Raw genomic sequence first — 25,713 nt, forward strand, 5'->3', positions numbered from 1 at the left:
CACCGATTCCAACTGCACCCTCATGTTTTGGCCGATGTTGAATGCCCCTCGGGTCTATTCTACGGAACACACCTTCGATCTTAACCAACTTTGCTAAGATACACCCTTGCCAAAAACCTGTCCATTCGGGGGAACAACTCACCCGTCATCAACTCACGCATTCCCAAATCAAAAGTCTTTTTGACTTGAAACTTTTGACCCTTTCGGGTTCCGGGAAAATTCGGCGCTTTCGAGTCCGGACGGGTCGGGTTCAAGATGACCGTCGCCCGCTCGCTTTCCTCTCGGGGAGACCCTCGGCGATCGCGGTGCCTTTCGGGTCGAATCGGAAAAACGGCTGGAATTTTCGGTATTTCCCTTCCGATACCTGATCTCTTCTAGTTTGGCACACTTTCGAGATCGTATGATTGTATCACATCATACAGGAGAGATTAAAAGAGTTTAAAGTTTCGGGGGCGATCGCGGCAGCGGTGCGTCCGGGAGGCGGCCACTGTCTGGCGCGAGTTGACGCTCTCGATGCCCCCGCCCGTCCCTTCCCCTGTCGGCAATCAAGGCGAGATATCCCCTTCAATTTAAACGTAAAAAAATGACTCAAATCGACAGCCGAATTTGCGACCCGGATGCCAATTTACTGACTTCAATTTTGGCTTGGAATGCCTCTTTCAAATGGGGGATGTGGGTGACGGCTAAAATGCAGGCGAAGTCCGGCGCGATCGCGTTGATGGCAGCGATCAGGCGATCGCACCCCTCCGCATCTTGGGTTCCGAACCCCTCGTCGATGATCAACATTTGCAACGCCATCCCCGCCCGCTGCGCCAGCAATTTCGCCAGGGCTAACCGGATCGCGAAATTAATCCGAAATGCCTCGCCCCCGGAATAGGTTTCGTAGGGTCTAGTTCCCCTCGCGTCGGCGATCAAAATATCCAAAGTATCGATCAATTTGGAATTCTTTTTCTTGGAACTTCCGCTCCGCCCCGCCCGCTGGGTCACGAATTGGACGTGCAGTTGATTGGCGGAAAGTCGGGACAAAATCTGGTTGGTTTCCGCCTCCAATTGCGGCAGCACGTTTTCGATCATCAATGCTTGGATGCCATTCCTTCCGAACGCCTGGGACAACTCCTGATAAATCTTTTGTTGGTGGCGGGCTTGTTTTAACTGTTGTTTCTGCTCGTTTTTCTGAGCGTCGAGGCGCTCCCAATAAGTCTGCTGTTGTTTCAACTGTCCCAGTCGGCCTAAATCCCCGTCGAGCTCCTGTCGCTGCCGTCGGATCTTCTGCTCCAAAGCCTCGATTTCATCGGTCAAGTCCGGGGCATCCCGAAGCTGTTGTTGCAGGGCGCCGATCTGGGATTCTACCCCTTCCAAATCCCGCGATCGCGCCGCTTTCAACTGCTCCAATTCCGACAGCCGTTGTTGCAGTTGCGGATGCTGAGATTTAGCCCGGTCGAGTTGTTCGGCCCGCCGCAGCCACCCCGCGGCCTGGCGCAACTCCGCCCGGACGCGATCGTGTTCCTCCAAGCTGTACCCAATCCGCTCCAACTCCCCCTCCAAAGCCCGGATTTTCTGCTTCAATTCCGAGTCTGTTTCTTGGTGGTGCAGCCGTTCCCCGACCGCCCGAATTTGGGCTTCGAGCTCCGGTTTCTGCGCCTGAATGCGCCCCAATTTTTCCTGGGCATCCCGGATTTTACTCTGTTTGATCTCCGCCCAGCGCAGGTTCTTTTCCTCCGTGCGGGCGAGGGCGTGACTCTGTTCGTTGTAGTCGAGTTCTTGCAGTTGGCGATCGAGTTGTCGCAGTTCCGAATACAGTTCGGCGGCGTGTTCCCCCGCCTGTAGCGATCGCTCGATTTGCGCGGCTTGGGCCCCCAACTGTTGCAGTCGCAGTTCGTCCCCCCCCAACCCGTCCAAACGAGCCTGAATTTGCCCCCGCCGTTCCCGCAATTCTTCGTAGGGGGAGAGATCCTGACTCAACTGGCGGTATTCCTCCCGCAACTTTTCGATGTCCCGTTGCGCCCGCACCGACTCTTCCCGGACCACCCAAATGCGATCGCGGATTTCCTGCTGTTGGGTGCGGTGTTTTCCCACCACCAAATTCCAGTGATGTTCATCCAGGGGGCGATCGCACAGGGGACACAACGGCGCCGGGGAACCCCCCCGATTTTCCCCCCCCGGCGGCTCTCCGAGCATCGCCATTTTGCGGTCGATTTCCGCCAGTTTTTCTTCGTACTCCCGCTCCTGGTTCGTCAGTTGCGTGATGTGGTTGTGCCGTTCCTGCCCTTTCGTTTGAACGCGGGTGAGGTAGTTGCGCTTTTTCTCCAGTTCCGCAATTTCTTCCTCGATCGCTCTGAACTGGTTTTCCAAATCGGGGCGGTACTGCTGGAGGTTTTGCCGCAGTTGGCTGATGGACCCGTAGAGATCATCCAAACGGGCCGCTAGGCGAGCCTGGGCGCGATCGACCTCCCCCTGGAGGCGCTGATACCGCTGCACCAGGGGGGTGACTTCCACCTGCAGGCGGTCCAACTCGTTGAGCCGCAGGCGGGCGGCATGAAGTTTGGCCAGTCCCGCCTCCACTTCGGGTTGTTGGGTGAGGACGCTCTGATACTCCCGCTCCTGTTGGGTGAGGGAGTCCAGGCGGGTTTGCAGGGTTTCGCGATCGCGTTGCAGTTGGTAGATCTGCTGTTGCTGCCGGTCTTGCAGTCCCCGCAATTGCTGTTGGGCGGTTTGGTGGGTGAGTAAGCGGGCACAAAGGTTTTCTTCCGCCGCTTGCAGGGTTTGATAGCGGGCGGTTCCGGCCCGGATTTCCGCTTCCTGGCCGAGGGTGGCGTCGAGTTCGTGCAGTTGGGTGCGGGCGGCGTCGATTTCCCGTTGCAGGCGATCGCACTCCTGGGCGAGGGTGCCGCGCTGTTGCTGCTGTCCCCCGATCAGTTGTTCCCAGGTTTGCCGGTGCTGTTGCCGTTCCCGCAGGTTTTGCAGTTGTTCGCGATCGCGGTTTTGCCGCTCCTGCCGTCCGGCGAGTTCGGTTTCGAGTCGGGGGATTTCTGAGGCGATCGCATCCCGGTTTTGCAGTTCCCCTTCCGTACTTTCCAGGTTTTGTTCGATCTGGTCAATTTGTCCTTTATATTGGCGCGAAAGATCCCGCGCCCGTTCCGCCAGGGTGTCGTATTCGTCCAACTTCAGGAGGCTGGCGAGAATTTCTTTGCGATCGCCGGGGCGTTTGAGCATGAATTCGTCCGCCCGCCCCTGCCGCAAATAGGCGGAATTGATAAAGGTGTCGTAGTCGAGCCGCAGGTGCTCCAAAATCTTCTGCTGGGTCGCCCGCACCCCCTTTTCCGTGAGGGGACGGAAGTTGATTTTTTCCCCGGGTTTGGCATTTTTGGCGGGCAAGGGGGCGATCTGAAATTCCAGGCTGGCGGACCCGGAACGGCGACGGCTCCGGATCACCCGGTACAGGCTGCCGTGGCTGATAAAGGTGAAGTCCACCCGGGTTTCTTTTTCCCCGATCTGGATCAGATCGTCTTCCGTTCCGGCGCGGCTGCTGCCCCAAATTGACCAGGCGATCGCTTCGAGGAGAGACGATTTTCCCGCCCCGTTGGGTCCGCAAATGCAGGCGGTGTGCAGGCCGCTAAAATCCAGGCGGGCGTCGCGGTAACTGAGAAAATTTTTGAGGATGAGTTTCTGGGGGATCATATCGTAGCCCTGGGCTCGAATTCCGGCTTTTGGTCAGTCTTGACGATTTCATCATCGAGTGAAAAGGGTTGCCGGTTGCCGGATATCAAGATTGTGGAGTTCGTCCGATCGATAGTATAGAACAGTTTCCCCGGCCGTGGGGATCGAATTGCAAGTTTCCGCGATCGCGCCACCTTTCGGCGAATTCTCCGGAACGGCCGTCACGGACACCGTTCGGGCGGGTGTCGGTCGTTTTTCATCCCGGGCGATCGTCGGTCGGAGCGAATCGAATCCCGCCCATCGACCCGAAAACACAAACCCAATCCGATCTAACATAAAAGTCGATCCCTTGAATTGGACGGTGAAAATCTGGATATCCCCCGACGATCGCCCGCGGCAATCCGAACTCAAATTTGGGCTTTTTTTTTCCCTTTTCGGATGCAAACTTCGACTCAAAAAAGGCGCGATCGCCTCAATCCTTCATCATTCTTAATATGGGAGTCGCCCGAACTCTCAAGCTATCCGAAAATCAATGATGGACTCTCAACCGCCCTCGGATGGCTGAAAGCTGGGAGCCGATTGCCATAGCAGTCGTCCGGGTAGTCAAGACATCGAACCACTCCGAAACTCAGACAGTGGGCGATTTTTTTCCCGATTGCCTGTTGCCTATTGCCTGTTGCCTGCTAGATCAAAAAAATGCTGCCGATGTCGGATAACTCGCTAAGATTGTAGTGTGGTCAGTGCAGGCTGGGATTATGGGAAAAAGCGAGCGATCGCCCGACCGTGTGGCGGATCGATTTCAAACGTTGCAATATCAACTGCGCCGGTGTTTTCGGCAGCGCGGGCCTGTCAAATTTGACGATTTCGATGTTCTCGTCATCCCCTCCCTCACCCTCGACCAGCAGCAACTTGAGAAGATCCCCGGCGTACACCAGTACGAGGAGCGATTTCTGTTCTCCCTGACCCGCCTGCGAAACCCCAAAATGCGGCTGATCTACGTGACGTCCCAACCGCTTCACCCCAGCGTCATCGACTATTATTTGCACCTGATGCCGGGAATCCCATTTTCCCACGCCCGCGATCGCCTGCTCCTGTTTTCGACTTACGATTCCTCCAAAAAATCCCTCACCGAGAAGATCCTGGAACGTCCCCGCCTGGTGGAACGCATCCGCCAAGTCCTGCGGCCGAGTCAAACCTACATGGTCTGTTTCAATTCGACGCCGTTGGAACGGGAACTCTCAGTCCGGTTGCAAATTCCCCTGCTGGCTTCAGACCCGAATTTGGCCGACTGGGGGACGAAAAGCGGCAGCCGCCAGATTTTTGGGGAGTCGGATATCCCCCACCCGGACGGCAGTCCTTTGGTGCGGACCGAAACTGACCTCGCCGGGGAAGTGGCCGCGTTGTGGAACCGCCAACCGCAGTTGAGGCGGGTGGTGGTGAAGTTGAACGAGGGGTTTTCCGGGGAGGGAAACGCCATTTTGGACCTCGAACCGCTCCGGGACGTCCCCTGCGGCCAAAGGGTGGCCGCGATCCGCGATCGCTTTTCCCGGTTGAGTTTTCAAGCCGGAGGCGAAACCTGGGAGTCCTTCGGCAGTCGGATTCCGGATTTGGGGGCGATCGTCGAAGCGTTCGTGGAGGGGGAGATCAAGCGATCGCCGAGCGTCCAGTGCCAGATCCACCCCTCCGGCGAGGTGGAAGTCCTCTCCACCCACGACCAGATTCTCGGCGGACCCGACGGCCAAATCTTTGAGGGGTGCCGGTTTCCAGCGGACGAAGCCTACCGCTTGCCACTCCAGACTTTGGGGGAGCGCGTCGGCCAGAATTTGGCGGCTAAGGGGGCCCTGGAGCGGTTCGGCCTGGATTTTGTGGCGGTGCGCCGGGGGGACGGCGAGTGGGACCTGCAGGCGATCGAGATCAACCTGCGCCGGGGGGGGACGACTCACCCCTTCATGACGTTGCAGTTGTTGACCAACGGCCAATACGATCGCGCCACGGGGTTATTTTACAGCCAGCAACAACAGCCGAAATATTACATCGCCTCGGACAATCTTCAAAAGGATTGTTATCGGGGGTTGTTGCCGAACGATTTGATGGATATCGTCGCCGATCACCACCTCCATTTCGACAGTTGCCGCGAGACGGGGACGGTGTTTCATTTGATGGGATGCCTGTCCCAATACGGAAAACTCGGCCTGACTTGTATCGGCAATTCTCCCCGAGAGGCCCAGGATATTTACGATCGCGTCGTGGCGGTTTTGGACGAGGAAACTCGAGCGATCGAACCGGATGAGGAGCAGGGGGAGGAGATGCGATCGGGGGACAATGTGGCGGCGTTCCCGGCATCTAAAATGTCGGTGTGACGGTCGGGAAACCGAGGGTTTGAATCCTCGTTTCGGGAAAATTAACTGGGTTCAAATCACCTCGGCTTCCGAACCCCCATTTTTTATTTTTTAAAAGTTTAATCAGTCCGCTTCGGGTTCGTAATGGTGGCACTCCGAACAGGGGCCGCTGGGGTTGACGGCACAGCGGAGAAAAGCCGAGTGGGCGTTAAATCGGCAGGTTCCCTGCTTGTCAACCGTCTTCGACAGCAGGCGGTAACGCTGTTCGTGATATTCCAGAAAGCGTTTAATTTGTTTGTGGGATTGCAGCCGCATCCTCTCCATGCCCAGATTTTTCATCGTCCCATTCCTGATCGACATTTATCAAAATCGGTGGCCTCGTCCGAGCCTCCGATATCAGATGTTAATGGGTCGATCTTAACACTGTTTTAAGGATTCTCTAAATTTGAGCCAGCCGTCGGAATGGGATGGTTGGCAATTCTTTCACCAGATGAAAATCGACTCGACGTCCAGCTCGAATCCAAGCCGGCGATCGCATTCAATCCCCCCCGGTTTCCCTTGAAAAAGAGGGGAGAATCGAACTCAAAGTCCCCCTTATTAAGCAAGATTTAGGGGGATTGAATCGACTGCAAAACCGGCGCGATCGCGAAATTGCTGTAGGCAAACTCGCTGACGGCGTGCCACTGGCGGATGCTGTCTCGGAACTGTTTCCAAGGTTCGTAAATCTCTTTAAATGAAGGTTCCTGACTCGCCATTTCTTCCATCAGTGCGATCGCCTCCCGCTGAGACGCCTGCAAAATTTCCGGACTGTAAGCCCGCAACTGCGTCCCCCCCTCGAGCAACCGCTGCAACGCCTGGGGATTCTGCACGTCGTACTTCGCCAGGGTTTGAACGTTCGCTTCCGCCGCCGCCGTTTTGACAATTTCCTGATACTCCGTCGGCAACTGATTCCAAGCGTTTAAATTGATCTGCAAATCGAAGCTAGAACCTGGCTCCCACCAACCCGGATAGTAGTAGAAATCCGCCGCGTCATTCAACCCCAATTTTTCGTCGTCGTAGGGGCCGACGAACTCCGCCGCGTCGATCGCGCCCCGTTCCAACGCCAGGAAAATCTCGCCCCCCGGCAACACCTGGACGTTGACCCCCAACCGAGATAAAACCTCGCCCCCCAAACCGGGAATTCGCATTTTCAAACCGTTCAAATCGGCGACGGTATTCACCTCTTTTTTGAACCAGCCCCCCATCTGCACGCCGGAATTTCCCGCCGGAAATGCGATGGTGTTGAAATCGGCGTAAAGTTTGTTCATCGCGTCGATGCCGCCCCCCTGGTACAGCCAAGCCATCTGCTGCTGGGTGTTGAGTCCGAAGGGAACGCAGGTTCCGAAGGCAAAAGCCGGGTTTTTTCCGATGTAGTAATAACTCGCCGAATGGCCGCATTCGACGGTTCCCTGTTGGATGGCGTCCAACACCTGCAACCCGGGCACGATTTCCCCCGCCGCGAAGGTTTGGATGGTAAATCGCCCGTCGGTGAGTTCCCTCACCCGGCGAGCGATGAATTCGGCGGCGCCATAGAGGGTATCCAGGGAAGTCGGCCAACTGGTGGCCATTTTCCAGCGGACCGTGGGCAGGGAATCCCCCTGAACGGCCGGACCCGTGTTGTTGCTGCAAGCGGCGAGGGCGGCGGTGGTGGCGGCACCGGTGGCCGCGTAACCGAGGAGTTTTCGACGTTTCATGTTTTCAAGTGATCGCGTTCGGTGATTTCATTGCGGTGGGGTGGCGGACGAAGATCTCGGCGTTTCATCCGGTCTGCATTTTCGCAATTTTATCCGAATTTGGGGAAGTTTGTGATAGAATTTCAGCCGATCAGAGTGTCCGAATCAAATTTGTTAAGTTTTTTGAATGGATGGATGGGTTCGCTCGGCGGGCGGACGTGACATCGATTTCGTTCACCTTCCGATCGCGGATCGGGAACTTTCGGGGGCTGCATTGAGGTTCGGCCGGCTTTCCGAGGGTTGAAAGCGATTGGGGGTGCGACTTTAAAAACTTCAGAATAGCAGATTTTTTTTCTGAATGTAGAGGAGGCGGTTTGATGTCTGGAACGAAAACAGTTGTCGGGGGAATGGTGGCGATCGCGATCGCGGGGACGGGCTTATTTTGGGGGGTAAAAACCTGGCAGGATCGCGCCTTGAATGCTGCGAAAGCGGAAGTGGAAACGGTGGGATCTCTGAAACCGGGGATGGACGTGGAGGCATTGCGGGGGATGGCCGAAGATCTGCGGGAGGCGATCGCGATATTAGAAAAAACCCCCAGATTGCCGGGGCAACCGGTGGCGGTGGAGTTGGCGAAATTGCGCTATCGCCTCGACGACGTGGAAGAACAATTGCGGCCGGAAGTGAAGGCAAAAACGGATTTGGAGGCGGCGAAAAAATTGGCGATGCAGGCGTCGGTGTTGGTGCAAAATCCGCCCCACCCGTCTCAAGTTTGGAAGCGGGCGCAGCAAAAATGGGAAGAGGCGATCGCGCTTTTGGAAGGCATCGAACCGGGTACGCCCTCCGACGATATTGCCCGGGAAAAACTCCGCACCTACCGCCAAAATCGCAATACAATCGTGATCCGGGCGGAGATGTCCGAACAGGCGCTCCGCCTCAATAATATCGGCATCGGGCAAGTGCGGAAAAAACAATATCGGGATGCGATCGTGGCGTTCGACAAAGCCATCCGCCTGGAACCGAAATTGGTGGCGGCGTACATCAACCGGGGGGTTGCCTATTCGGAATTGGGGGAAAACGCTGCGGCGATCGCCAGTTTTAATCGCGCCCTGGAAATCGACCCCAGAAGCGCCCAAGCCCGCTATTTTCGGGGTTCGGAATATCTGGAAATGAGCGACTATCAAAAATCCCTCGACGACTACACCGAGGCGCTCCGCCTGAATCCCGACTACATCGACGCCTATTTGGATCGGGGGTTCGTCCACAAACAACTCGGGGAGGAACAAAAGGCGATTATCAACTATCAAAAAGCCGCCGAAATTCTCAAGTCTCAGGGCAAGCTGGAAACGGCGGATATGGCGATGAGTATCGTCCGGGAACTGCAAAGTTCGACGGCTGAAAATTCCACACCTTAGAAGGCGCTGAAGCGCAACAACGAACGGAAATTAGCAACTTTTTTACATCATTTATTTGAAAGATTTTAAAATCTGAAAAACGGTTTTTAATTCCCGAGAAAGTTGAGTTGATAATTGGCTGGATATCGCGTAACGAGAGATGTCACCCCTTACCGCTTTCAAAAACATCCACGTTCCGCCATTGGTAATCAAATCGCCATCTGTCTGGCAAATAATCGGATCTGGTATGACCGATCATCAATCCCTCATGCGATTTCCCGGATCGTCTCGAAATAGGGTATTTCCGGTGCGGACGATGCGGGTGCGGGTTTCGATCATGTAAGGTCCCCGCAGGCGGTTTGAGCCCGCAAAAATTAACAGGAAACCCAGAAAAATATCGGCGGTGGCAACAATCGAAATCGCCCCCAACCAACTCAATCCCAAATTGTGGAGCACGAAAATGGCGGCGACTTGCAGGAGGGCGAGTCCGGTGATAAAAAATGCCATTCCCACCGCCAAAACCGAGAAACCGGCGGTGAGGCGTCTTTGTTCGCGCTGGGCTTCCCGGAGGGCGATATCGCGGTGCAGGTCCACCAAAACCGCCACCAGACGGAGCATCCGGCGCAAATAAGCGTTGATGGCTTCCAGGAGGTCACTAACGCCCACGGCCCGATCCTCCGAACAGCAAACCCAGGATAAAGCCGATTCCCAAGGCCGTCAACAAACTGGTTCCGACATGATCTTTGGCTTTGCGGTTGACTTCCGGCAGCATTTCCGTCTCGAAGCGGGTGATGAGTTTTTCCGTGCGTCCCTCCAAAGTTTTCAGGGTGCGATCGAGGGTCGGCAGGATGTAATCTTCGAGTTTGGAGGGGTCAGAGGTGTGAGCATTTGGGCGGGTTTCCCGCCACCGCTGGAGTTGGGAGAGTTCGGTGAGGTAATGGCGGATGAGGGTGCGGGTGTGTTCCGTGCGAGCCGCGATGTAATCGATCGCCAATTCCAAATTGCCTTCGGTGGCGGCCAGATCTTCGGCGGCGAGTTGGGGCCACTCTTCCAAAATGAGAGGTGCGATCGCACCGAAGCGCTCCGCAAATTCGGTTTGAGAGATCGTCGGCCGGTTGGGGGTATCGGTGGGGTCGGGTTCCATAATGTTAGGCGATCGCTGCAACTGTACCAATTTCCATCAGATTTGAATCGTCAATTGTCGGGGCGAATGGCATTCGCCTTTGTCAAGAAATCGGGTTCGGGAAAAGTTTACCAATTTATTGAATCGGCGATCGCAGTTGGGGTCAAATCTAACCCGAATGCGCCAAAGCGCAACAACGGAGGGATTGGCAGTTTCTCCGGCCTCGGGACGCCGTCCGCAACTGGAATTGAATGCCCTATTGTACAATACTCCCAATTTCGTTTCGAGAACCCGGTGGCCATGTCCGAACAACTCAATTTGGAATCGAACCCCAAATCTTTCCCCCAGATCGCGAACGCCTTCCGGCGGGGGGGATGGATCGGCTTTTGGCTGCAGGTTGGGTTTGGAGTCGTACCCGTTTTTCTGATCCTGTTTGCTTTATTTCTCAGTCCCGCCAAAAATCGGCTGGGACAGTCGTTCGTCGGGGTGATTTTAGCCTACGCCTGTTTGATCGCGTTGGGATTTACCATCTACTGGTGTTTCCGCTACACCCAAATCGGCAATCAACTCGACGATCCCCAGCGCCGTCCGACGAAAGCCAGCGTCACCCGCACCCTTTGGATCGGGTTGTCGGCCAATATCGTCGGGATGAGTTGTGCCGTCGTGGTGGCGCTGTGGAAAGTGGGAGTTCTCTTATTTAAGATGCTGTCCGTGCCTCCCGGGGCGGCGATGATCGACAATTCGGGTGGGGGGCCGACGATTGTCAGTCGCAGCGGGCCGATCATCGTTCCGATGGACCTGATCGCATTGCAGGCGGCGGTGAACGCGATCGCGGCCGAGTTGGTCGGCATTATCGTGGCCGCATTTCTACTCTATATGGTGACGCAAAATTCCGGGAAGCGATCGTGACGGTCTCGGTTGCCGGCGATGGCAAAATTTTCGCCTTCGATATCAGCAATGTTTCGATTTCAACAATTCTGGTGTTTCGACGGTTTCAATCGGGGAAAAGAGCCCGCAAAAGTTGACGACCTCCTCAGAGACGGTATCGCCGCAAAAATCAGGCAACATTCGAGGGAAATTCGGATTGATTCTCGCGAACTCGGTCGGTCGGGGGCGGGCTAGTCGGGAAAATTGGCCAGCAGGTCGCGGCCCCGTTCTCCCATCTCCAACAGTTGCCCCCTCAAGGCATTGATCGCCAACTGGGAGGGCTGCGATCGCCCCCTCTCCCAACGGTTCACAGTTTGAAAGGAAACCCCCAACTTCGCCGCAAATTTTTCCTGAGATAAACCCATACGCCGCCGCAGGGTGAGGACGAGGGTGGAAAAATGAGAATTGGTGGTGACGGACATGATGACCTCCCGGATGAAACCCAAAATTGGCTTGATGCTGATATACCAGTTGATATAATACTCAATCAATTTAATCGTCGAGCATTTCGAGGCGGCCGGCTTCCTCTGTCAGAATGATGGCGTCAGGCGGAATCCGCATTCATCCGATCGGGTCACAGAGATGACAGGGGCGAAGTTAACCTCCACAATAGATTAATGAACTCTCATCATTCACACCACCCATGACCGAGACTCAGCTTCCACCCCTGATTCCCCGGGAAATTTTATTCGGAAACCCGGAACGCTCCCGCCCGGAATTATCCCCGGACGGCAAATTTCTCGCCTACATCGCCCCCGACGAGAACAACGTCCTGCAAGTGTGGCTGCGGACGATGGGGGAAGCGGGCGATCGCAAACTGACAAACGACAAAAAACGGGGCATCCGCGCCTTTTTCTGGACCTATGAGCCCGACTGCCTCATTTACGCCCAGGACTCCGACGGGGACGAAAACTGGCACCTCTACCTCGTCAACATCCAAACCAACATCGTCCGAGATCTGACGCCGTTTCAGGGGGTCCTCGCCCGGGTGGTCCAAATCGAACACACCTTTCCCGACCGGATTTTGGTGGGAATGAACCTCAACAACCCCCAGGTTTTCGACGTCTACGAGATCGACATCAACAGCGGAGCGGTGGAACTTCACACCCAAAATCCCGGCAATATCGTCAGTTGGACGGCCGACAGCCAATATCAAATTCGAGCCGCGAGTGCCTCGGCGCCGGACGGCGGCTTCGATTTATTGTACCGGGACACTCCGGAGTGCCCCTGGGAAACCCTCCGCCACTGGGGACCCGACGAACAGGGGGGGGCGGCTTTCTTTTCCCGGGACGGCAACACTCTCTACATGGTGGGCAACCACGACGCCAACGCCGGACGACTCATCGGTTGGGACGTCTCCACCCGGGAAGAGACGGTGATGGCCGCCGATCCCCAGTACGACGTGGGCGGGTTGCTGGTCCACCCCACCACCTACAAAATCGAGGCCGTCTCCTTCTACAAAGACAAGGAAGAATGGCACATTCTCGACGAGGGCATCCGCGAGGATATCGACACCATCAAAACTATCCGCCCGGGGGAATTCGGCATCAAGCGGACTCTGGATGACAAGCTGTGGCTGGTCAGTTTTGTCGCCGACGACGGCCCTGTTTATTATTACATTTACGATCGCACCTCGAAGGCGGTGACGTTCCTGTTCACCAACCAGCCCCAACTCGAAGGCTTGCCCCTCGCCCCGATGGAAGCGATCGCCTACGAGGCCCGGGACGGACTCACCCTCCACGGCTACCTCACCCAACCCGTGGGCGTCGAAACCCCCGTCCCGGCGGTGATGCTGGTCCACGGCGGCCCCTGGGCGCGAGATCTGTGGGGGTACGACCCAGAAGCCCAATGGCTGGCTAACCGGGGTTACGCGGTCCTGCAGGTCAACTTCCGGGGTTCGACGGGTTACGGCAAGGGCTTTTTGAGAGCCGGAAACCGGGAGTGGGGGGCGAAGATGCACGACGACCTGATCGACGGGGTGAATTGGCTGGTGGAAAATCACGTCGCCCCGAAGGACAAAATCGCCATCATGGGGGGATCTTACGGCGGCTATGCGACCTTGGTGGGGCTGACGTTCACCCCCGAGGTGTTCGCCTGCGGCGTGGATATTGTCGGGCCGAGCAATTTGATGACGCTGATGGAGAGCATCCCCCCCTACTGGGAACCGCTGCGGGCGAATTTTTACCACCGGGTGGGGAATTTGGAGACGGAACCGGAATTTCTCAAATCGCGATCGCCCCTATTTTTCGTCGATCGCATCGTCAAACCCCTGCTGATCGGCCAGGGGGCCAACGATCCCCGGGTCAAACAGGCCGAGAGCGAACAGATTGTCGGGGCCATGAAAACGGCGAAAAAGCCGGTGGAATATGTGTTATATTCCGACGAAGGCCACGGCTTCGCCCGCCCGGAGAACCGCCTGCACTTCTACGCGATCGCGGAAGACTTTCTCGCCAAATATCTGGGGGGACGCTGCGAACCCGTCGGAGACATCCCCGGCCATTCGGGCACGGTGCGATCTCTGGCTTAGGGGGTGCTCGGTGGGGTGTAGGGTGTAGGGTGTAGGGACAACCTGATACGGTTGCCGTTCCCATGCCCCATTCCCCAGGCTCCATTCAGAAGGGCGCGGCGCTATAAATTGTCAATTATCAACTATCAATTCTCATAATTCGGTGAGGTTCTATGGTACAGTATATCCTCGCGCTTTTGATCGTTATGTCGATCGGATTCGGCACGAATTCCTCGATCAAAATCGTCAGCGAGGGAGATGAGGCATTGGTCGCCCGGTTGGGAAGATACCGGCGGACGTTGAGACCGGGGTTGCACTTTATCACCCCCGTCATCGAAAAGATCGTCTACTACGACACCCTGCGAGAGCGGCTGTTGGACATTCCCAAACAGGAAGCGATCACCAATGATAATGTCCCCCTCACCATCGATGCGGTGGTGTTTTGGAAAATCACCGATCTGCGAAAGTCCTATTACGATATTGAAAACGTGGAAGGGGCGATCGGCAACCTGGTGACGACCACCCTGCGGGCGGAAGTGGGGTTGCGGAATATGGAGGATATGTTTTCCCAGATCAAAGACATGAACAAAGTCCTCCTGACCAGTCTGGCCGAGAAGACGGGCGATTGGGGCGTGCAGGTGATGCAGGTGGACTTGCAGAGTATCGAACCGCCCGAAAAAGTGAAACAGGCGATGGAAGCCCAGCGGGCGGCGGAAAATCAAAAGAAAGCGCGCATCAGCGAGGCGGAGGGCAACGCGGCGTCGATTCAGGTGTTGGCAAAAGTGCTGAAAATGGACCCCAACAGCCGGGAATTTTTGCAGTTTTTGATCGCCAGACAATATGTGGAAGCCAATCTCGATATCAGCAAGAGTAACAATGCCAAGGTCATCTTCATGGATCCCTCCAACCTGACGGAAGCGTTGGTGGATTTGATGGACAACCCGGCCGCGATGCAAGAGCAACTGAAGATGAAAGGTGAGCCGAATTTGTCCAAATCCCGCCCAGCCAACGGGGACAGTTAAAGCCGGTATGGAGGAAGCGGAAGAAGTTCCCTGGATCTCTAGGGAGAAATCATGCTTCCGGGAGCTGGGGAGTGTTAAGACAACTGCTGGCGAACCTTCTCAAATCTAGGGGTTCAACAGAAGTCGAAAAATCTCCTCAAATCCGCTCAATTTTGGGTATAATTACCTTCGGCCGGTTGAAAAGTCAAACATAACCGGGTGCCGTCAGAGGATACAACATGGCGTTTTCACGTCAATGTTCAAGCTCCATAGACAGCGGGAAGTTAGAAGCTCCGCGCAGCGAAAAGATTTTTCTTTTCACCCCATCAAGCGGGCGGCTCGTCCGTGTTAGCCCGCGGACTGGACGGTGCCGACACTTCCAGAAACAAGCGGGAAGAAAACATCGAACCCATTCAACGCCAATATTTGGGCAGTTGTATATCAGTTGAAGTCGGTTTTCAGAGCGGTTTAACTCCTACGATTCTTGCAGCATGGTCAATCTCACACCGAATCCGAGTTTTAGCGTCACCCTCCGCCTGGAACTGCCGAACCGGGCCGGCCAACTGGCGGCCGTGGTGCAGGCGATCGCCACGGCGGGGGGCAACATGGGGGCGATCAACCTGATCGAGCAGACCCGCCACACCACCATCCGGGAGTTCACCGTCGATGCTTCGAGTACGGAACACGCCGAGCAAATTATCGCGTCGGTGAAGACCCTGCCCGGTTTAAAATTGCTCACGGTTTACGATCGCACCTTCAACCTGCACCGGTGCGGCAAAATCAGCATCCAGAGTAAGATCCCCCTCAAGTCCCAGAGCGATTTGGCGATGGCCTACACGCCGGGGGTCGGCCGCATCTGTCGGGCGATCGCGGACGACCCCGAACAGGCCTACAACCTGACGATCAAACAAAACACGGTGGCGATCGTCACCGACGGCAGCGCGGTTCTGGGCCTGGGGAATTTGGGCCCGGGCGGTGCCCTGCCGGTCATGGAGGGCAAAGCCATGCTCTTCAAGGAGTTCGCCGATATCGATGCGTTTCCGGTCTGTCTGGACACCCAAGATCCCGATGAAATTGTGGCGACGGTCAAACACATCGCCCCGGTGTTCGGCGGGGTGAATTTGGAGGATATCGCCGCGCCGCGGTGTTTTGAGATCGAAGCCCGGTTGCGGGAAGAACTCGACATCCCGGTATTTCACGACGACCAGCACGGGACGGCGATCGTCAGTCTGGCGGCTCTGATCAACGCCCTGAAACTGGTGGACAAGTCGATGGAGGAGGTGAAAATTATCCTGAACGGGGCGGGGGCGGCCGGGATCGCCATCGCCCGCCTGCTCAGAAAGGCCGGGGCGACGGAAATCGTCCTGTGCGACTCCCGGGGGATTATCTCGGCGGACCGGGAGCTGACCCCCCAGAAGCGGGAATTTGCGGTGGAGTCGGGGGGAAATCTGGCCGACGCCATGAAGGGGGCGGACGTGTTCATGGGGGTGAGCGTCCCCGGGGTGGTGACGCCGGAGATGGTGCGATCGATGGCGAAAGATCCGATCGTGTTCGCGATGGCCAACCCCATCCCCGAAATTCAGCCCGAATTGGTCGTGGACGACGTGGCGGTAATGGCGACGGGACGCAGCGATTACGCCAACCAAATCAACAACGTGCTGGCGTTTCCGGGGATTTTCCGGGGCGCCCTGGACTCTCGGGCCGCCACCCTGACGATGAGTATGTACCTGGAAGCGGCCAACGCCATCGCCTCCCTGGTGACGCCGAACGAACTGACGCCCGAACACATCATCCCCTCCGTGTTCGATAAGAGGGTCGCCACGGCCGTGGCCGCGGCGGTGGCCCAAACGGCCCGCCAGGAGGGCATCGCCCGCCGTTAGCGATCGCGCCCCACCGTCGGATCGGGCGGATGCTGCCGAAAGTGGGGCGAATTATTCTATGATTGGGATCGGGACGTTTGACATTTTTCGATCGTCGCGAACTCGATCCTCAAAACCGATTGTCGGGTGGTATCCGTCTACAGATTTTGACCGATTTCGGGGGGCGAAATTCGATCCGAACCCCATTCAATTTCAACTCGTCGGTCTGAGATTGTTGTCATTTATCAGGAGAAATCAAATCAATGGAGCAACGAGGCGTCACCGTATGGTTTACGGGTTTGAGCGGCGCGGGCAAAACCACCATCAGCCAAGCCGTCGCCGAAGAACTGAAATCCAGAGGATATCGGCTGGAAATTTTGGATGGGGACATCGTGCGGACGAACCTGACGAAGGGGTTGGGATTTAGCAAGGAAGATCGGGATGAAAATATCCGCCGGATCGGTTTCGTTTCCCACCTGTTGACGCGCAACGGCGTCATCGTCTTTGTGTCCGCCATTTCTCCCTACCGCGAGATTCGGGATGAGGTGCGGCAACGGATCGGCGATTTTGTGGAAGTGTTCGTCAATGCGCCCCTCGACGTCTGTGAGACGCGGGACGTGAAAGGACTCTACAAGCGGGCGCGGGCCGGAGAAATCAAAGCCTTCACCGGCATCAGCGACCCCTACGAACCCCCCCTCAATCCGGAAATCGAATGTCGGACCGACTTGGAAGAACTTTCCGAAAGCGTCGATAAAGTGATCGGGGCGTTGGAAAAGATGGGCTATTTACAGAGTCCGACTGCAGTGGCATCTCAGTAGCGATCGCCATCGCTTTTGGAGCCGGGGCAATTCTTCGGGAATTGCCCCGAAGCGAGGATGATACATTCAGGAACGAGGGGCGAAAATTCGGACGATTGATCCGGTTAAACACGACAAAATTGACCTTTATTGATTCATGAGCGACCTCTACATTTCCTGGACCGAATATTATCGCAAAACTGAAATCTTGGCCGCTAAAATTTATCAATCCCAGTGGGCCTTCGATCAAATCGTCTGCATCGCCCGGGGGGGGATGCGAATCGGGGACGTGCTCTCCCGCATTTATAATTTGCCCCTGGCGATCCTCGCCACCTCTTCCTACGGCGGCCCCCGAGGGCAAACCCGGGGCGAAATTCGCCTCGCCCACCACCTGACCATGACGACGGAAAATCTGGGGAGCAACGTCTTGCTGGTGGACGACCTGGTGGATTCCGGGACGAGCCTCGATCGCTCCGTTGCCTGGTTGACGGAGCACTATCCCGACGAAATCCGAGAAATTCGGACGGCGGTCCTTTGGTACAAAAGTTGTTCTTCCGTCGTCCCCGATTACTACGTCGATTATCTGAGTGACGACCCCTGGATTCACCAGCCCTTCGAGTGTTACGAAAAAATGGATCCGGCCGATTTGCCACACAAAGAGGCGATCGCGACTGAGATTCGCACCGATTCCCATCCGGACAAATAGCGATCGCGGCCTGTTTATCTACCCCGAGAAATAGGAGGTTCGCCAGAGGTGGGGCGGATGGCAATGACTAAAATGGAAATCGGGAGTTGGGAATGAGAAATGAATGGGTAATTCTCACTTCTCCCCCACTCCAATGCTGATCGCTTTTTTAAATCTCATGTCCGAGTCGGAATCGAGTCTCCCAAAATTGATGCAAACTCTGAGACGGCGACTCAAGTTATCCCAGGAAGGGTTGGCCGATCGCCTCGGCGTCTCCCGGGCCAGCGTCAATCGCTGGGAAAACGGACGCAGCCACCCCTCCGAGGAACTCTTGGGGGCCATCAAACACCTGTGGGCGGCCATGCCGCCGGAACCGAAGCCGGAAGCGTCGTCCGAGCGTCCGGACAGACTGCGGCAGTCCGACGTGATGCGAATTTTGGGGGTTTCTCATCAGCGGGTGCGATCGCTGCGAATTCGCCGCACCCTGCCATTTGAATGGGACGAAGATCTCGAGACTTGGGTCACGTCCGAGAAGGAGGTCGATCGCTACCTGCGTCGAAAAGGCAAGCGACTGAAACGGATGGACCTTCGAGAATCGTCGCTCACTCCCAAAGGCGACCAGAACTTCAAAAATGCGGATCGCCGGGGTGAGAATTGAATCGGCTCTGTCCACTTACGGACACCCGGGGCGCGGCGCTATAATTGAAAGTGACTCTGTCAAGAGACTTTTTAACATTTCGTTTTTCTTCCCCTCTCTTTCTGCATCCAAAAAGACCTGGATTGAATGCTTTTTATGAGAAAAATATTCGGTCTAATTATACCTTTTTTTATGTCTATTTTTACGCTCCTTGTTCTGGCTTCACCTGCTCATTCAGACCGGTCTGAGTCTGCCGTAATTTTGACGGAACGGAACGGATATTATCCCCTGGGTTTAAATGATCTGAGTTTGAAGACGAGGGGCGCGATGGTCGTTCCGCTGAGTCTGTGGTCGGTTGATGCTTTGATACCCCACCTCCAAACCGAGAGTTTTATTTTGGGTTTTTACTACGGTTTCATGCTGATCATGATCGGCTATCACTTTTTTATTGGGTTGACGTTGCGCGACAAAAGTTATAAATATTACGTATTTTTTTTGCTAATGAACTTGATTTTAAGTAGCTCCCAAAACGGCATTTTTGAAGAATACTTTTTGCTCAAAAATCCGGACATAAATCCTGGGATTTTTTCCCTAACGATGGGTCTATCCCTGCTGGCTTTTATTCGATTCTCCGAAACCTTCCTCAATCGCCAATCTCTGACCCCCAATTTCCATCAATATTTCAGATTTTTATCGATCGCGATCGCCGGTTTTACAATCCTCATTTTGTGGCCAGTTTCCCGCCTATTTATCTGGATATTTATCGCCTTATTATTGCTCACCTACTGGCTAATTTTTATCGCCATTATATTGAGTTGGCGGCAAGGGCAAAAACAAGCCCGTTACTTCTTCTTCGCCCAACTGCTGCTATTGATTCAGGCGAACCTGACGCTCTTTTCCATTGGGGATTTACTTCCCGCCCAGTTCCAGATTTTGGTTCGATATCCCGGCTTGGGGATTTTGCCGGTCGCCCTCTTCATCGCCTTTGCTCTGGGCGATCGGATCAATATCCTCCGACAAAACCAAGAAAAAGAGCAAGCCGAAACCCTGCGGGTAAAAGAAGAGTTAAATCAGGCTTTGCACTTGGCAAAAGCCGACCTCGAAAAACGGGTCAAGGAACGGACTGAAGACCTGCAAAAAGCGAAAATAACGGCTGAAGTCGCCAACCGCACCAAAAGTCAACTCATCGCCAATGTCAGCCACGAATTGAGAACTCCTTTGAATGGTATTTTGGGATACGCCCAAATCTTGAGACGAGACGATCGCCTGACGGAGAAGCAAAAAGAAGGTTTGGACGTGATTTACAACTGCAGTTCTCACCTCTCATCAATCATCGACGAAATCCTCGATATCTCCAAATTTGATGTCGAAAATATTGAAATTTATCCCGCCGATTTTTGTCTGCCAGAATTCCTAGCTGAAATCGTCGAGCCGTTTCAGGAAAGAAGTCGTCAGAAGCAGTTAAACTTCCTGGGGATATTTGACGAAGGCTTGCCCCTTTACGTCCGCGCCGACCCCGATCGACTCCGGCAAATTTTGAATCACCTTTTGGATAATGCCGTCGAATTTACTCCCCGGGGTAGTATCACGTTTGAAGTGCAGTTGCTCGAAATTTTGCCCCTCCCTCAATCTCCCGTCGGCACCGCCAAAATTCACTTTTCGATAGAAGATACGGGTCGGGGATTGACATCTCAACAAATCGAAAAATTATTTCAACCCTTTGAACAAGTCGGCGATCGCATCCACAATGCGGAGGGGACGGGGTTGGGATTAGCCATCAGTCAAAGGCTGGTACAGATCATGGGGGGACAGATTCACGTCGAAAGTTATCCCGATCGCGGCAGTCAATTTTGGTTCGACTTGGAGCTGACCATTTCGACGGAAGAAGTCCCGTCAAAACCCACGATTAAAGCTGAAAATATCATCGGGTTTAGCGGCGATCGGCGCAAAATTTTGGTGGTTGACGATCGCCCGGAAAATCGCTCTTTTCTCAAACACTTATTGGAGTCCCTCGGTTTTACCGTTGCCGAAGCGGAGAACGGACAACAAGGGATTGAACAAGTTCACATTTTCCAACCCGATCTGGTCATTACAGATTTGATCATGCCGGTCAAGGATGGATTGAAAATGATCCGACAGTTGCGCCAATCTCCTCAATTCAATAATTTGCCCATTGTCGTCGCTTCCGGAAGTGCTTCGGGCTCAATTAAACAGTTAGCTTTAGAATCCGGATGTAATGACTTGATAACGAAACCCATTCGCGTCAATGAACTCTTGCAAAAATTGCAAGTTTATTTGCCGTTACAATGGATTTATGCGGGACGAGAGATGGATGAAGAGCAAGTGGAACCCGATCCTTCAGAAACTTCCCTTATCGTCCCTCCCATCGAAGAATTATCCGACCTGATCCAAGCCGCCAGAATTGGAGATATCGACACCCTGGAGCGGGAAGCAAAACGGCTCAAGCAGGTGAATCCTAGCTATACCAATTTTGCCAATAAAGTCCTTCAATTTGCCCGAGATTTTGACGATCGCGCCATTCTCAAACTCATCGAAGCTTGAACCCTCAATCTCGGGACGTTGGTGGCAAATGGGACTCAATCAGATTGACAATTTCATGATCTTCAAAATTGAGCGCCAATTCCGAGACGCGATCGCAAAAGGGAACGTACCTTTGATCCGAAATTTTAATTCTTTGCACCTCTCGCTCAATTTGTTCGATATCCCCAATCTTTGCCGCCTCACAAATGACCATCAACGCTTCAGCCGGTGGCAGAACCCATTCATCTGAGGCGACATCCTCCGGGGTGTTATCGTCAGTTCGCGAGGGTCGATATGTTTCGTAAATCCACTCCAAATTGAGGTATTTTTGCAGAATTTCCAACAGCCGGTCGAACTCGATCGGTTTGGGGATAAAATCGTCGCACCCAGCCTCCAAACTCTGCACTTGATCTTGCTGAAGAACGCTGGCGGAAGAAGCGATGATGATGGTATTTTTGAGGCGGGGATCTTGACGCAGGCGGCGGGTCATTTCAAACCCGTCCAACACCGGCATCACCAAATCCGTCAGAATTAAATCCGGCTGTAATTCTCGGGCGACTGCCAGCCCTTCTTCGCCATTTTCAGCCCGGTGGCAGTCGAATCCCAGGGGGTCGAGCACTTCCATAATAATTGTCCGATTCACCGCTTTATCATCCACGACCAATAATTTTCGGCGCGACCCCTCGTAGCCGACAATTTTTCTCCCCTCTACCTGCGTGACCGCCGATACCCAATCGTCTGCCAGGGGCACTTCCAACTCGAAACTGAAACAACTTCCCCCCCCCAACCGACTGCTGACTTCGATGGTAGAGCCCATCATCGCCAGCAGTTTTTGGGAAATCGTCAGTCCCAAACCGCTGCCCTCGGCGCGGCGAGAAATGGCGCCGACTTGCTCGAAAGGCCGAAAGATCGTTTCGATTTGTTCCTCGTTCATTCCCACTCCCGTATCCTCGACACCAAATCGAAGTCGGACGGTTTTGGGGGTGCTGTCGGTGACTTCGACGCGGAACGTCACGCCGCCGGTATCGGTAAATTTGACGGCATTTCCGAGGAGGTTAATTAAAATTTGTCCCAACCGTTTTTCGTCGGCAATAATCGCGGCGGGAAGCTGGGGGTCGCCGATGTAAGTGAACTCGATGCCTTTGTTTTGGGCGCGGATGCGGATCATTTCCGCCACGCTCGTCACGAAAGATAAAAAATGGAATTCTTTGGGATAGAGTTCCATTTTTCGGGCTTCGATTTTGGAGAGGTCGAGAATGTCGTTGATCAGGTTTAACAGATGGGTGCCGCACTGGCGGATGATGTCGATGCCGTGGCGGTGTTGGTTAAGGTCGTCGGCTCGTTCCAGGATTTGGGTGTAGCCGAGAATGCCGTTGAGGGGGGTCCGCAGTTCGTGGCTCATATTGGCGAGAAATTCGCTTTTGGCTTGGTTAGCCATATCTGCGGCGGTTTTTGCCTCTTGCAATTGTCGTTCGTAGGCTTTGCGATCGCTGATATCCCGCACCACCACTTGCCAAATATTCCGCTCTCCCAAAAGGGTCGCTTTCGTGCACACGTCGGCGAGAAACTGCTCGCCATTTAAACGCTGGTGCAGCCACTCGAAGCGGAGGGTGTCTTGTCGGGCATCGAGCCGCATCATAATTTCTCGGGCGCGCTGTTGCGAGTTCGTCCCGTCCGGTTGTTTTTCGGGGGAAAATTCACTCGGATGTCTGCCGATAAATTCGGATTTATCGGTGCATCCAAACATTTTTAAAGTCGCCTCGTTGCAATCGATCAAGATGTTTTCATCGAGCAACATGACCGCGTCCAGGTTGGCTTCAAAAAGGGTGCGATACCGCTCTTCCGAAGTTTTGAATGCTTCCTCCGTTTGTTTTCGTTGGGTCATGTCAAGGACGGTGCCAAATAAACAGGTCACCCGTCCCTCGCTGTCAACTAACGGTTTGGTTTTGGCTTCTGCAAATCGAATTGAACCGTCGGGTCGCACGATCCGATAGTCGAATTGGGCCGGTTGTTTGGTTTCGATGACCCGCGCGATCGCCGTCAAAAAAATCTCCCGATCTTCGGGATGAATTAGTTGTTGAAATTGGTCAAAATCGGGCGTTTCTTGGGTCGGATTCAAGCCAAAAATGTGGAAGACTTCTTCCGACCAAGTGATTTGACCCGTCTCGAGATCGTATTCCCAGTTGCCGACGTGGGCGACGCGCTGGGCTTCCAATAGTAAGGCGGTCCGTCGCTGGATTCTCTCTTCGAGTTCCGAATTAATTTTTTGGAGTTGAAGTTGGGTTTTCTTGTGTTCAGAAACGAGGGCCGATAAAACCAACGCACTAATGGCGATCGCGCCGATGAACGACTGCAGCAGCACCAAAGATTCGCCGGGAGAATCTCGCACAAACGAACCGTAGCCGTTGGCCGTGGCGATCGCCGAAATTGAAATGATGGCGACGACCAGCAATGTGACGATTTGGGGCGGGAAGCGAAACGCCGCCCAAATCAGTGGCAGGACGAGCATATATTCGATCGGATACCCCCGCAAAAAGGCGAGGATATTGATTGCCAATAGCAACCCGACCAATAACAGGAATTCTATTTTTTGTTGTCCGATCATTTGCCGTTGATGTGGGGGTTGATTTTGACGACCCCAAGCGACGATTAAAGGTGTGAAGACCAAAATACCGACCGCATTCGACACCCACCAATTTGTCCAAATTTCCGCGCCGCCATTCCAGGCAACTTGGCGGGTTGCCACCAAGGTGAGGGTGGCGATTGTGGCGCTGACGGCGGGACTGAAGACGACGGAGAGTCCGATGAATTTGAACAGGTCCCGAGAGCGGACGAGCCAATTTCGGGAGCCGACAAAGCGATCGAGCAAAACCACCGCCACGATCGCTTCCAGAGAATTTGCGAGGGCGAAGACGACCGTGGTGAGGGCGGAAAGTGCCGCCAATTCTCGACTGGAAAATCCGAGGATGAGGCTGCCGATGAAAACGCCCCAAATCACGGGATAGCCGAGTAGCAATGCTCCGCCGATCGCCAGTCCGGAGATCGGCCAAATCGCGGCGACACTCCCGTATACCGTCGCCACCAGCAGGGAAATTTTGGCAATACAAATATAAGTGACGGCGACGATGGCGACGATGGCGGCGATCAACAGTTTTTTTGGGTTCAAATTCAATCGGTTTTCCATCAATTCCCCCGACCGCTACTCAGGTTGACAACTGGGCCGGCAACGTCACGTTAAACTCAGTTCCCCGTCCCGGTTGGGAAGCCAAAGCGATCGTCCCCCCGTGTTGATCTTCGACAATTTGACGGACGATCGCCAGTCCCAGTCCGGTTCCCTTTCCGACAGCCTTGGTGGTGTACAAATAATCGAATATTTGATTTTGAATGTCCGGGGTCATGCCGATGCCGTTATCTCGGATGCGAATCGCGACTTGTCGGGATTCGGGAAAATATTCTGTTTCGATTGTAATACAATTGGGGTCCGCTGAAATGTCGTCGAAGCTGCGGCCGACATTTTTCTCTTCCACCGCATCGATCGCGTTCGAGAGCAAGTTCATGAACACTTGGTTCAATTGTCCGGGATAACATTCGATCTCCGGCAATTTTCCATATTTTTTGACGATTTCGATAGGGGGGCGATCGTCATTTCCCTTGAGACGGTGCTTTAAAATCATCAGGGTGCTGTCAATGCCATCGTGAAGATTAAACGCCACCCGAGTCCGTGTATCCGAGCGAGAAAACGTCCGCATCGAACCGCTGATGTCCGCCAGCCGTTTCGTCCCTTCCTTCATGGAATCCAGCAATTTGGTAAAATCTTTGACGAGATATTCCAAATCGACGGCTTCTATCTCCTCTAAAATTTCGGGTTCGGGTTCGGGATAGTATTTGCCGTAAAGTTCGAGGAGATGAATTAAATCTCGGGCGTAATCCTGGGCGTGGGACAAATTTCCGCCGATAAAACTGACGGGATTGTTAATTTCGTGGGCAATTCCGGCGACCAATTGTCCCAAGGAAGACATTTTTTCGCTCAAAATGAGCTGCGACTGGGCTTTTTCAAGTTGCGACGTCCGCTCTTTGACTTTCTGTTCGAGTTGGCTGTTGAGTTCGGCGAGTTGTTGATTTTTATCGGCGAGTTCTCGCGTCAAAGACCGCAACTTCAGTTGCAGGTTGATGCGGGCGAGGACTTCTTCCTGCTGAAAGGGTTTGGTGATGTAGTCCAACGCCCCCAATGACAGGCCCTTCACCTTGTTATCCGTATCTGCGAGGGCCGTCATAAAAATAATCGGTAAATCGCGATGGTTCGGATTGGCTTTGATCTGCCGACAGGTTTCAAAACCGTCAATTCCCGGCATCATCACATCCAGCAAAATCAAATCGGGAACGGCGGATTGAAGTTTGTTGAGGGCATCTCCCCCATCTTTGGCGACCAAAACCCTGAAGCCGACTTTCCGAAGAAATTCAAAGAGAACTTTGATATTTGTCGGATTGTCATCGACGATCAGTAGGGTGGTTTGTCCTTCGTGTTTTGAGTTCATAAT

General features: G+C 54.4%; 19 protein-coding genes. 10 read left to right on the top strand and 9 right to left on the bottom strand.

The window, feature by feature from the left end; genetic code table 11:
• Window positions 1–588: 588 nt before the first annotated feature.
• The gene (sbcC, locus tag AC0QHF_RS12295) at window positions 589–3,678 is read right to left on the bottom strand and encodes an exonuclease subunit SbcC (protein WP_324704508.1); all 3,090 of its coding nucleotides are present in this window, start codon (window positions 3,676–3,678) and stop codon (window positions 589–591) included.
• A gap of 51 nt (window positions 3,679–3,729) precedes the next feature.
• Window positions 3,730–3,993 (bottom strand): hypothetical protein, encoded by a 264-nt coding sequence (locus AC0QHF_RS12300; protein WP_324704509.1) that lies wholly within the window; start codon window positions 3,991–3,993, stop codon window positions 3,730–3,732.
• Between the two features lie 419 nt (window positions 3,994–4,412).
• On the opposite strand from AC0QHF_RS12300, the gene AC0QHF_RS12305 reads away from it, so the two are divergent.
• Window positions 4,413–6,017: a peptide ligase PGM1-related protein gene (locus AC0QHF_RS12305; RefSeq protein ID WP_324704510.1), complete on the top strand. Its 1,605-nt coding sequence runs from the start codon at window positions 4,413–4,415 to the stop codon at window positions 6,015–6,017.
• Window positions 6,018–6,119: 102 nt separating this feature from the next.
• Here AC0QHF_RS12305 and AC0QHF_RS12310 read toward each other — a convergent pair whose 3' ends face one another.
• Window positions 6,120–6,335, bottom strand: coding sequence for a DUF6464 family protein (locus AC0QHF_RS12310; RefSeq protein WP_324704511.1), 216 nt, complete (start codon window positions 6,333–6,335; stop codon window positions 6,120–6,122).
• Window positions 6,336–6,604: 269 nt separating this feature from the next.
• Window positions 6,605–7,729 (bottom strand): TRAP transporter substrate-binding protein, encoded by a 1,125-nt coding sequence (locus AC0QHF_RS12315; protein WP_324704512.1) that lies wholly within the window; start codon window positions 7,727–7,729, stop codon window positions 6,605–6,607.
• A 356-nt stretch (window positions 7,730–8,085) separates the two neighbouring features.
• On the opposite strand from AC0QHF_RS12315, the gene AC0QHF_RS12320 reads away from it, so the two are divergent.
• Window positions 8,086–9,120 (top strand): tetratricopeptide repeat protein, encoded by a 1,035-nt coding sequence (locus AC0QHF_RS12320; RefSeq protein ID WP_324704513.1) that lies wholly within the window; start codon window positions 8,086–8,088, stop codon window positions 9,118–9,120.
• 237 nt (window positions 9,121–9,357) lie between these two features.
• Here AC0QHF_RS12320 and AC0QHF_RS12325 read toward each other — a convergent pair whose 3' ends face one another.
• On the bottom strand, window positions 9,358–9,765 hold the full coding sequence (locus AC0QHF_RS12325) for a phage holin family protein (RefSeq protein WP_324704514.1): 408 nt from the start codon (window positions 9,763–9,765) through the stop codon (window positions 9,358–9,360).
• A complete protein-coding gene (locus AC0QHF_RS12330) occupies window positions 9,755–10,273 on the bottom strand; it encodes a hypothetical protein (protein WP_324704515.1) in 519 nt (172 codons plus the stop codon). The genes AC0QHF_RS12325 and AC0QHF_RS12330 overlap by 11 nt, the downstream gene beginning before the upstream one ends.
• Window positions 10,274–10,522: 249 nt before the next feature.
• Between AC0QHF_RS12330 and AC0QHF_RS12335 the strand changes: the two genes are divergently transcribed.
• Window positions 10,523–11,131 (top strand): DUF3611 family protein, encoded by a 609-nt coding sequence (locus tag AC0QHF_RS12335; RefSeq protein WP_324704516.1) that lies wholly within the window; start codon window positions 10,523–10,525, stop codon window positions 11,129–11,131.
• 209 nt (window positions 11,132–11,340) lie between these two features.
• Here the strand turns inward: AC0QHF_RS12335 and AC0QHF_RS12340 are convergent, their stop codons facing one another.
• Window positions 11,341–11,640: a helix-turn-helix domain-containing protein gene (locus tag AC0QHF_RS12340; RefSeq protein ID WP_324704517.1), complete on the bottom strand. Its 300-nt coding sequence runs from the start codon at window positions 11,638–11,640 to the stop codon at window positions 11,341–11,343.
• A 152-nt stretch (window positions 11,641–11,792) separates the two neighbouring features.
• On the opposite strand from AC0QHF_RS12340, the gene AC0QHF_RS12345 reads away from it, so the two are divergent.
• From AC0QHF_RS12345 to AC0QHF_RS12375, 7 genes are all read left to right on the top strand, one after another.
• Complete coding sequence (locus tag AC0QHF_RS12345; protein ID WP_324704518.1) at window positions 11,793–13,676, top strand: S9 family peptidase; 1,884 nt, start codon at window positions 11,793–11,795, stop codon at window positions 13,674–13,676.
• A 152-nt stretch (window positions 13,677–13,828) separates the two neighbouring features.
• Window positions 13,829–14,677 (top strand): SPFH domain-containing protein, encoded by an 849-nt coding sequence (locus tag AC0QHF_RS12350; protein ID WP_324704519.1) that lies wholly within the window; start codon window positions 13,829–13,831, stop codon window positions 14,675–14,677.
• 470 nt (window positions 14,678–15,147) lie between these two features.
• A complete protein-coding gene (locus tag AC0QHF_RS12355; RefSeq protein WP_324704520.1) occupies window positions 15,148–16,536 on the top strand; it encodes a malic enzyme-like NAD(P)-binding protein in 1,389 nt (462 codons plus the stop codon).
• Between the two features lie 242 nt (window positions 16,537–16,778).
• On the top strand, window positions 16,779–17,333 hold the full coding sequence (gene cysC / locus AC0QHF_RS12360; protein ID WP_324704521.1) for an adenylyl-sulfate kinase: 555 nt from the start codon (window positions 16,779–16,781) through the stop codon (window positions 17,331–17,333).
• Window positions 17,334–17,469: 136 nt separating this feature from the next.
• Complete coding sequence (locus tag AC0QHF_RS12365; RefSeq protein ID WP_324704522.1) at window positions 17,470–18,018, top strand: phosphoribosyltransferase; 549 nt, start codon at window positions 17,470–17,472, stop codon at window positions 18,016–18,018.
• 190 nt (window positions 18,019–18,208) lie between these two features.
• Window positions 18,209–18,655, top strand: coding sequence for a helix-turn-helix transcriptional regulator (locus tag AC0QHF_RS12370; RefSeq protein ID WP_324704523.1), 447 nt, complete (start codon window positions 18,209–18,211; stop codon window positions 18,653–18,655).
• 306 nt (window positions 18,656–18,961) lie between these two features.
• The gene (locus AC0QHF_RS12375) at window positions 18,962–21,196 is read left to right on the top strand and encodes a 7TM diverse intracellular signaling domain-containing protein (protein ID WP_324704524.1); all 2,235 of its coding nucleotides are present in this window, start codon (window positions 18,962–18,964) and stop codon (window positions 21,194–21,196) included.
• A 4-nt stretch (window positions 21,197–21,200) separates the two neighbouring features.
• On the opposite strand, the gene AC0QHF_RS12380 is transcribed toward AC0QHF_RS12375, so the two are convergent.
• Window positions 21,201–24,359 carry an MASE1 domain-containing protein gene (locus AC0QHF_RS12380; RefSeq protein ID WP_324704525.1) on the bottom strand — a complete coding sequence of 1,053 codons (3,159 nt, stop codon included), beginning with the start codon at window positions 24,357–24,359 and terminating at the stop codon, window positions 21,201–21,203.
• A 19-nt stretch (window positions 24,360–24,378) separates the two neighbouring features.
• A complete protein-coding gene (locus AC0QHF_RS12385) occupies window positions 24,379–25,710 on the bottom strand; it encodes a hybrid sensor histidine kinase/response regulator (protein WP_324704526.1) in 1,332 nt (443 codons plus the stop codon).
• Window positions 25,711–25,713 lie beyond the last annotated feature (3 nt).

Source organism: Lyngbya sp. CCY1209 (assembly GCF_055795065.1).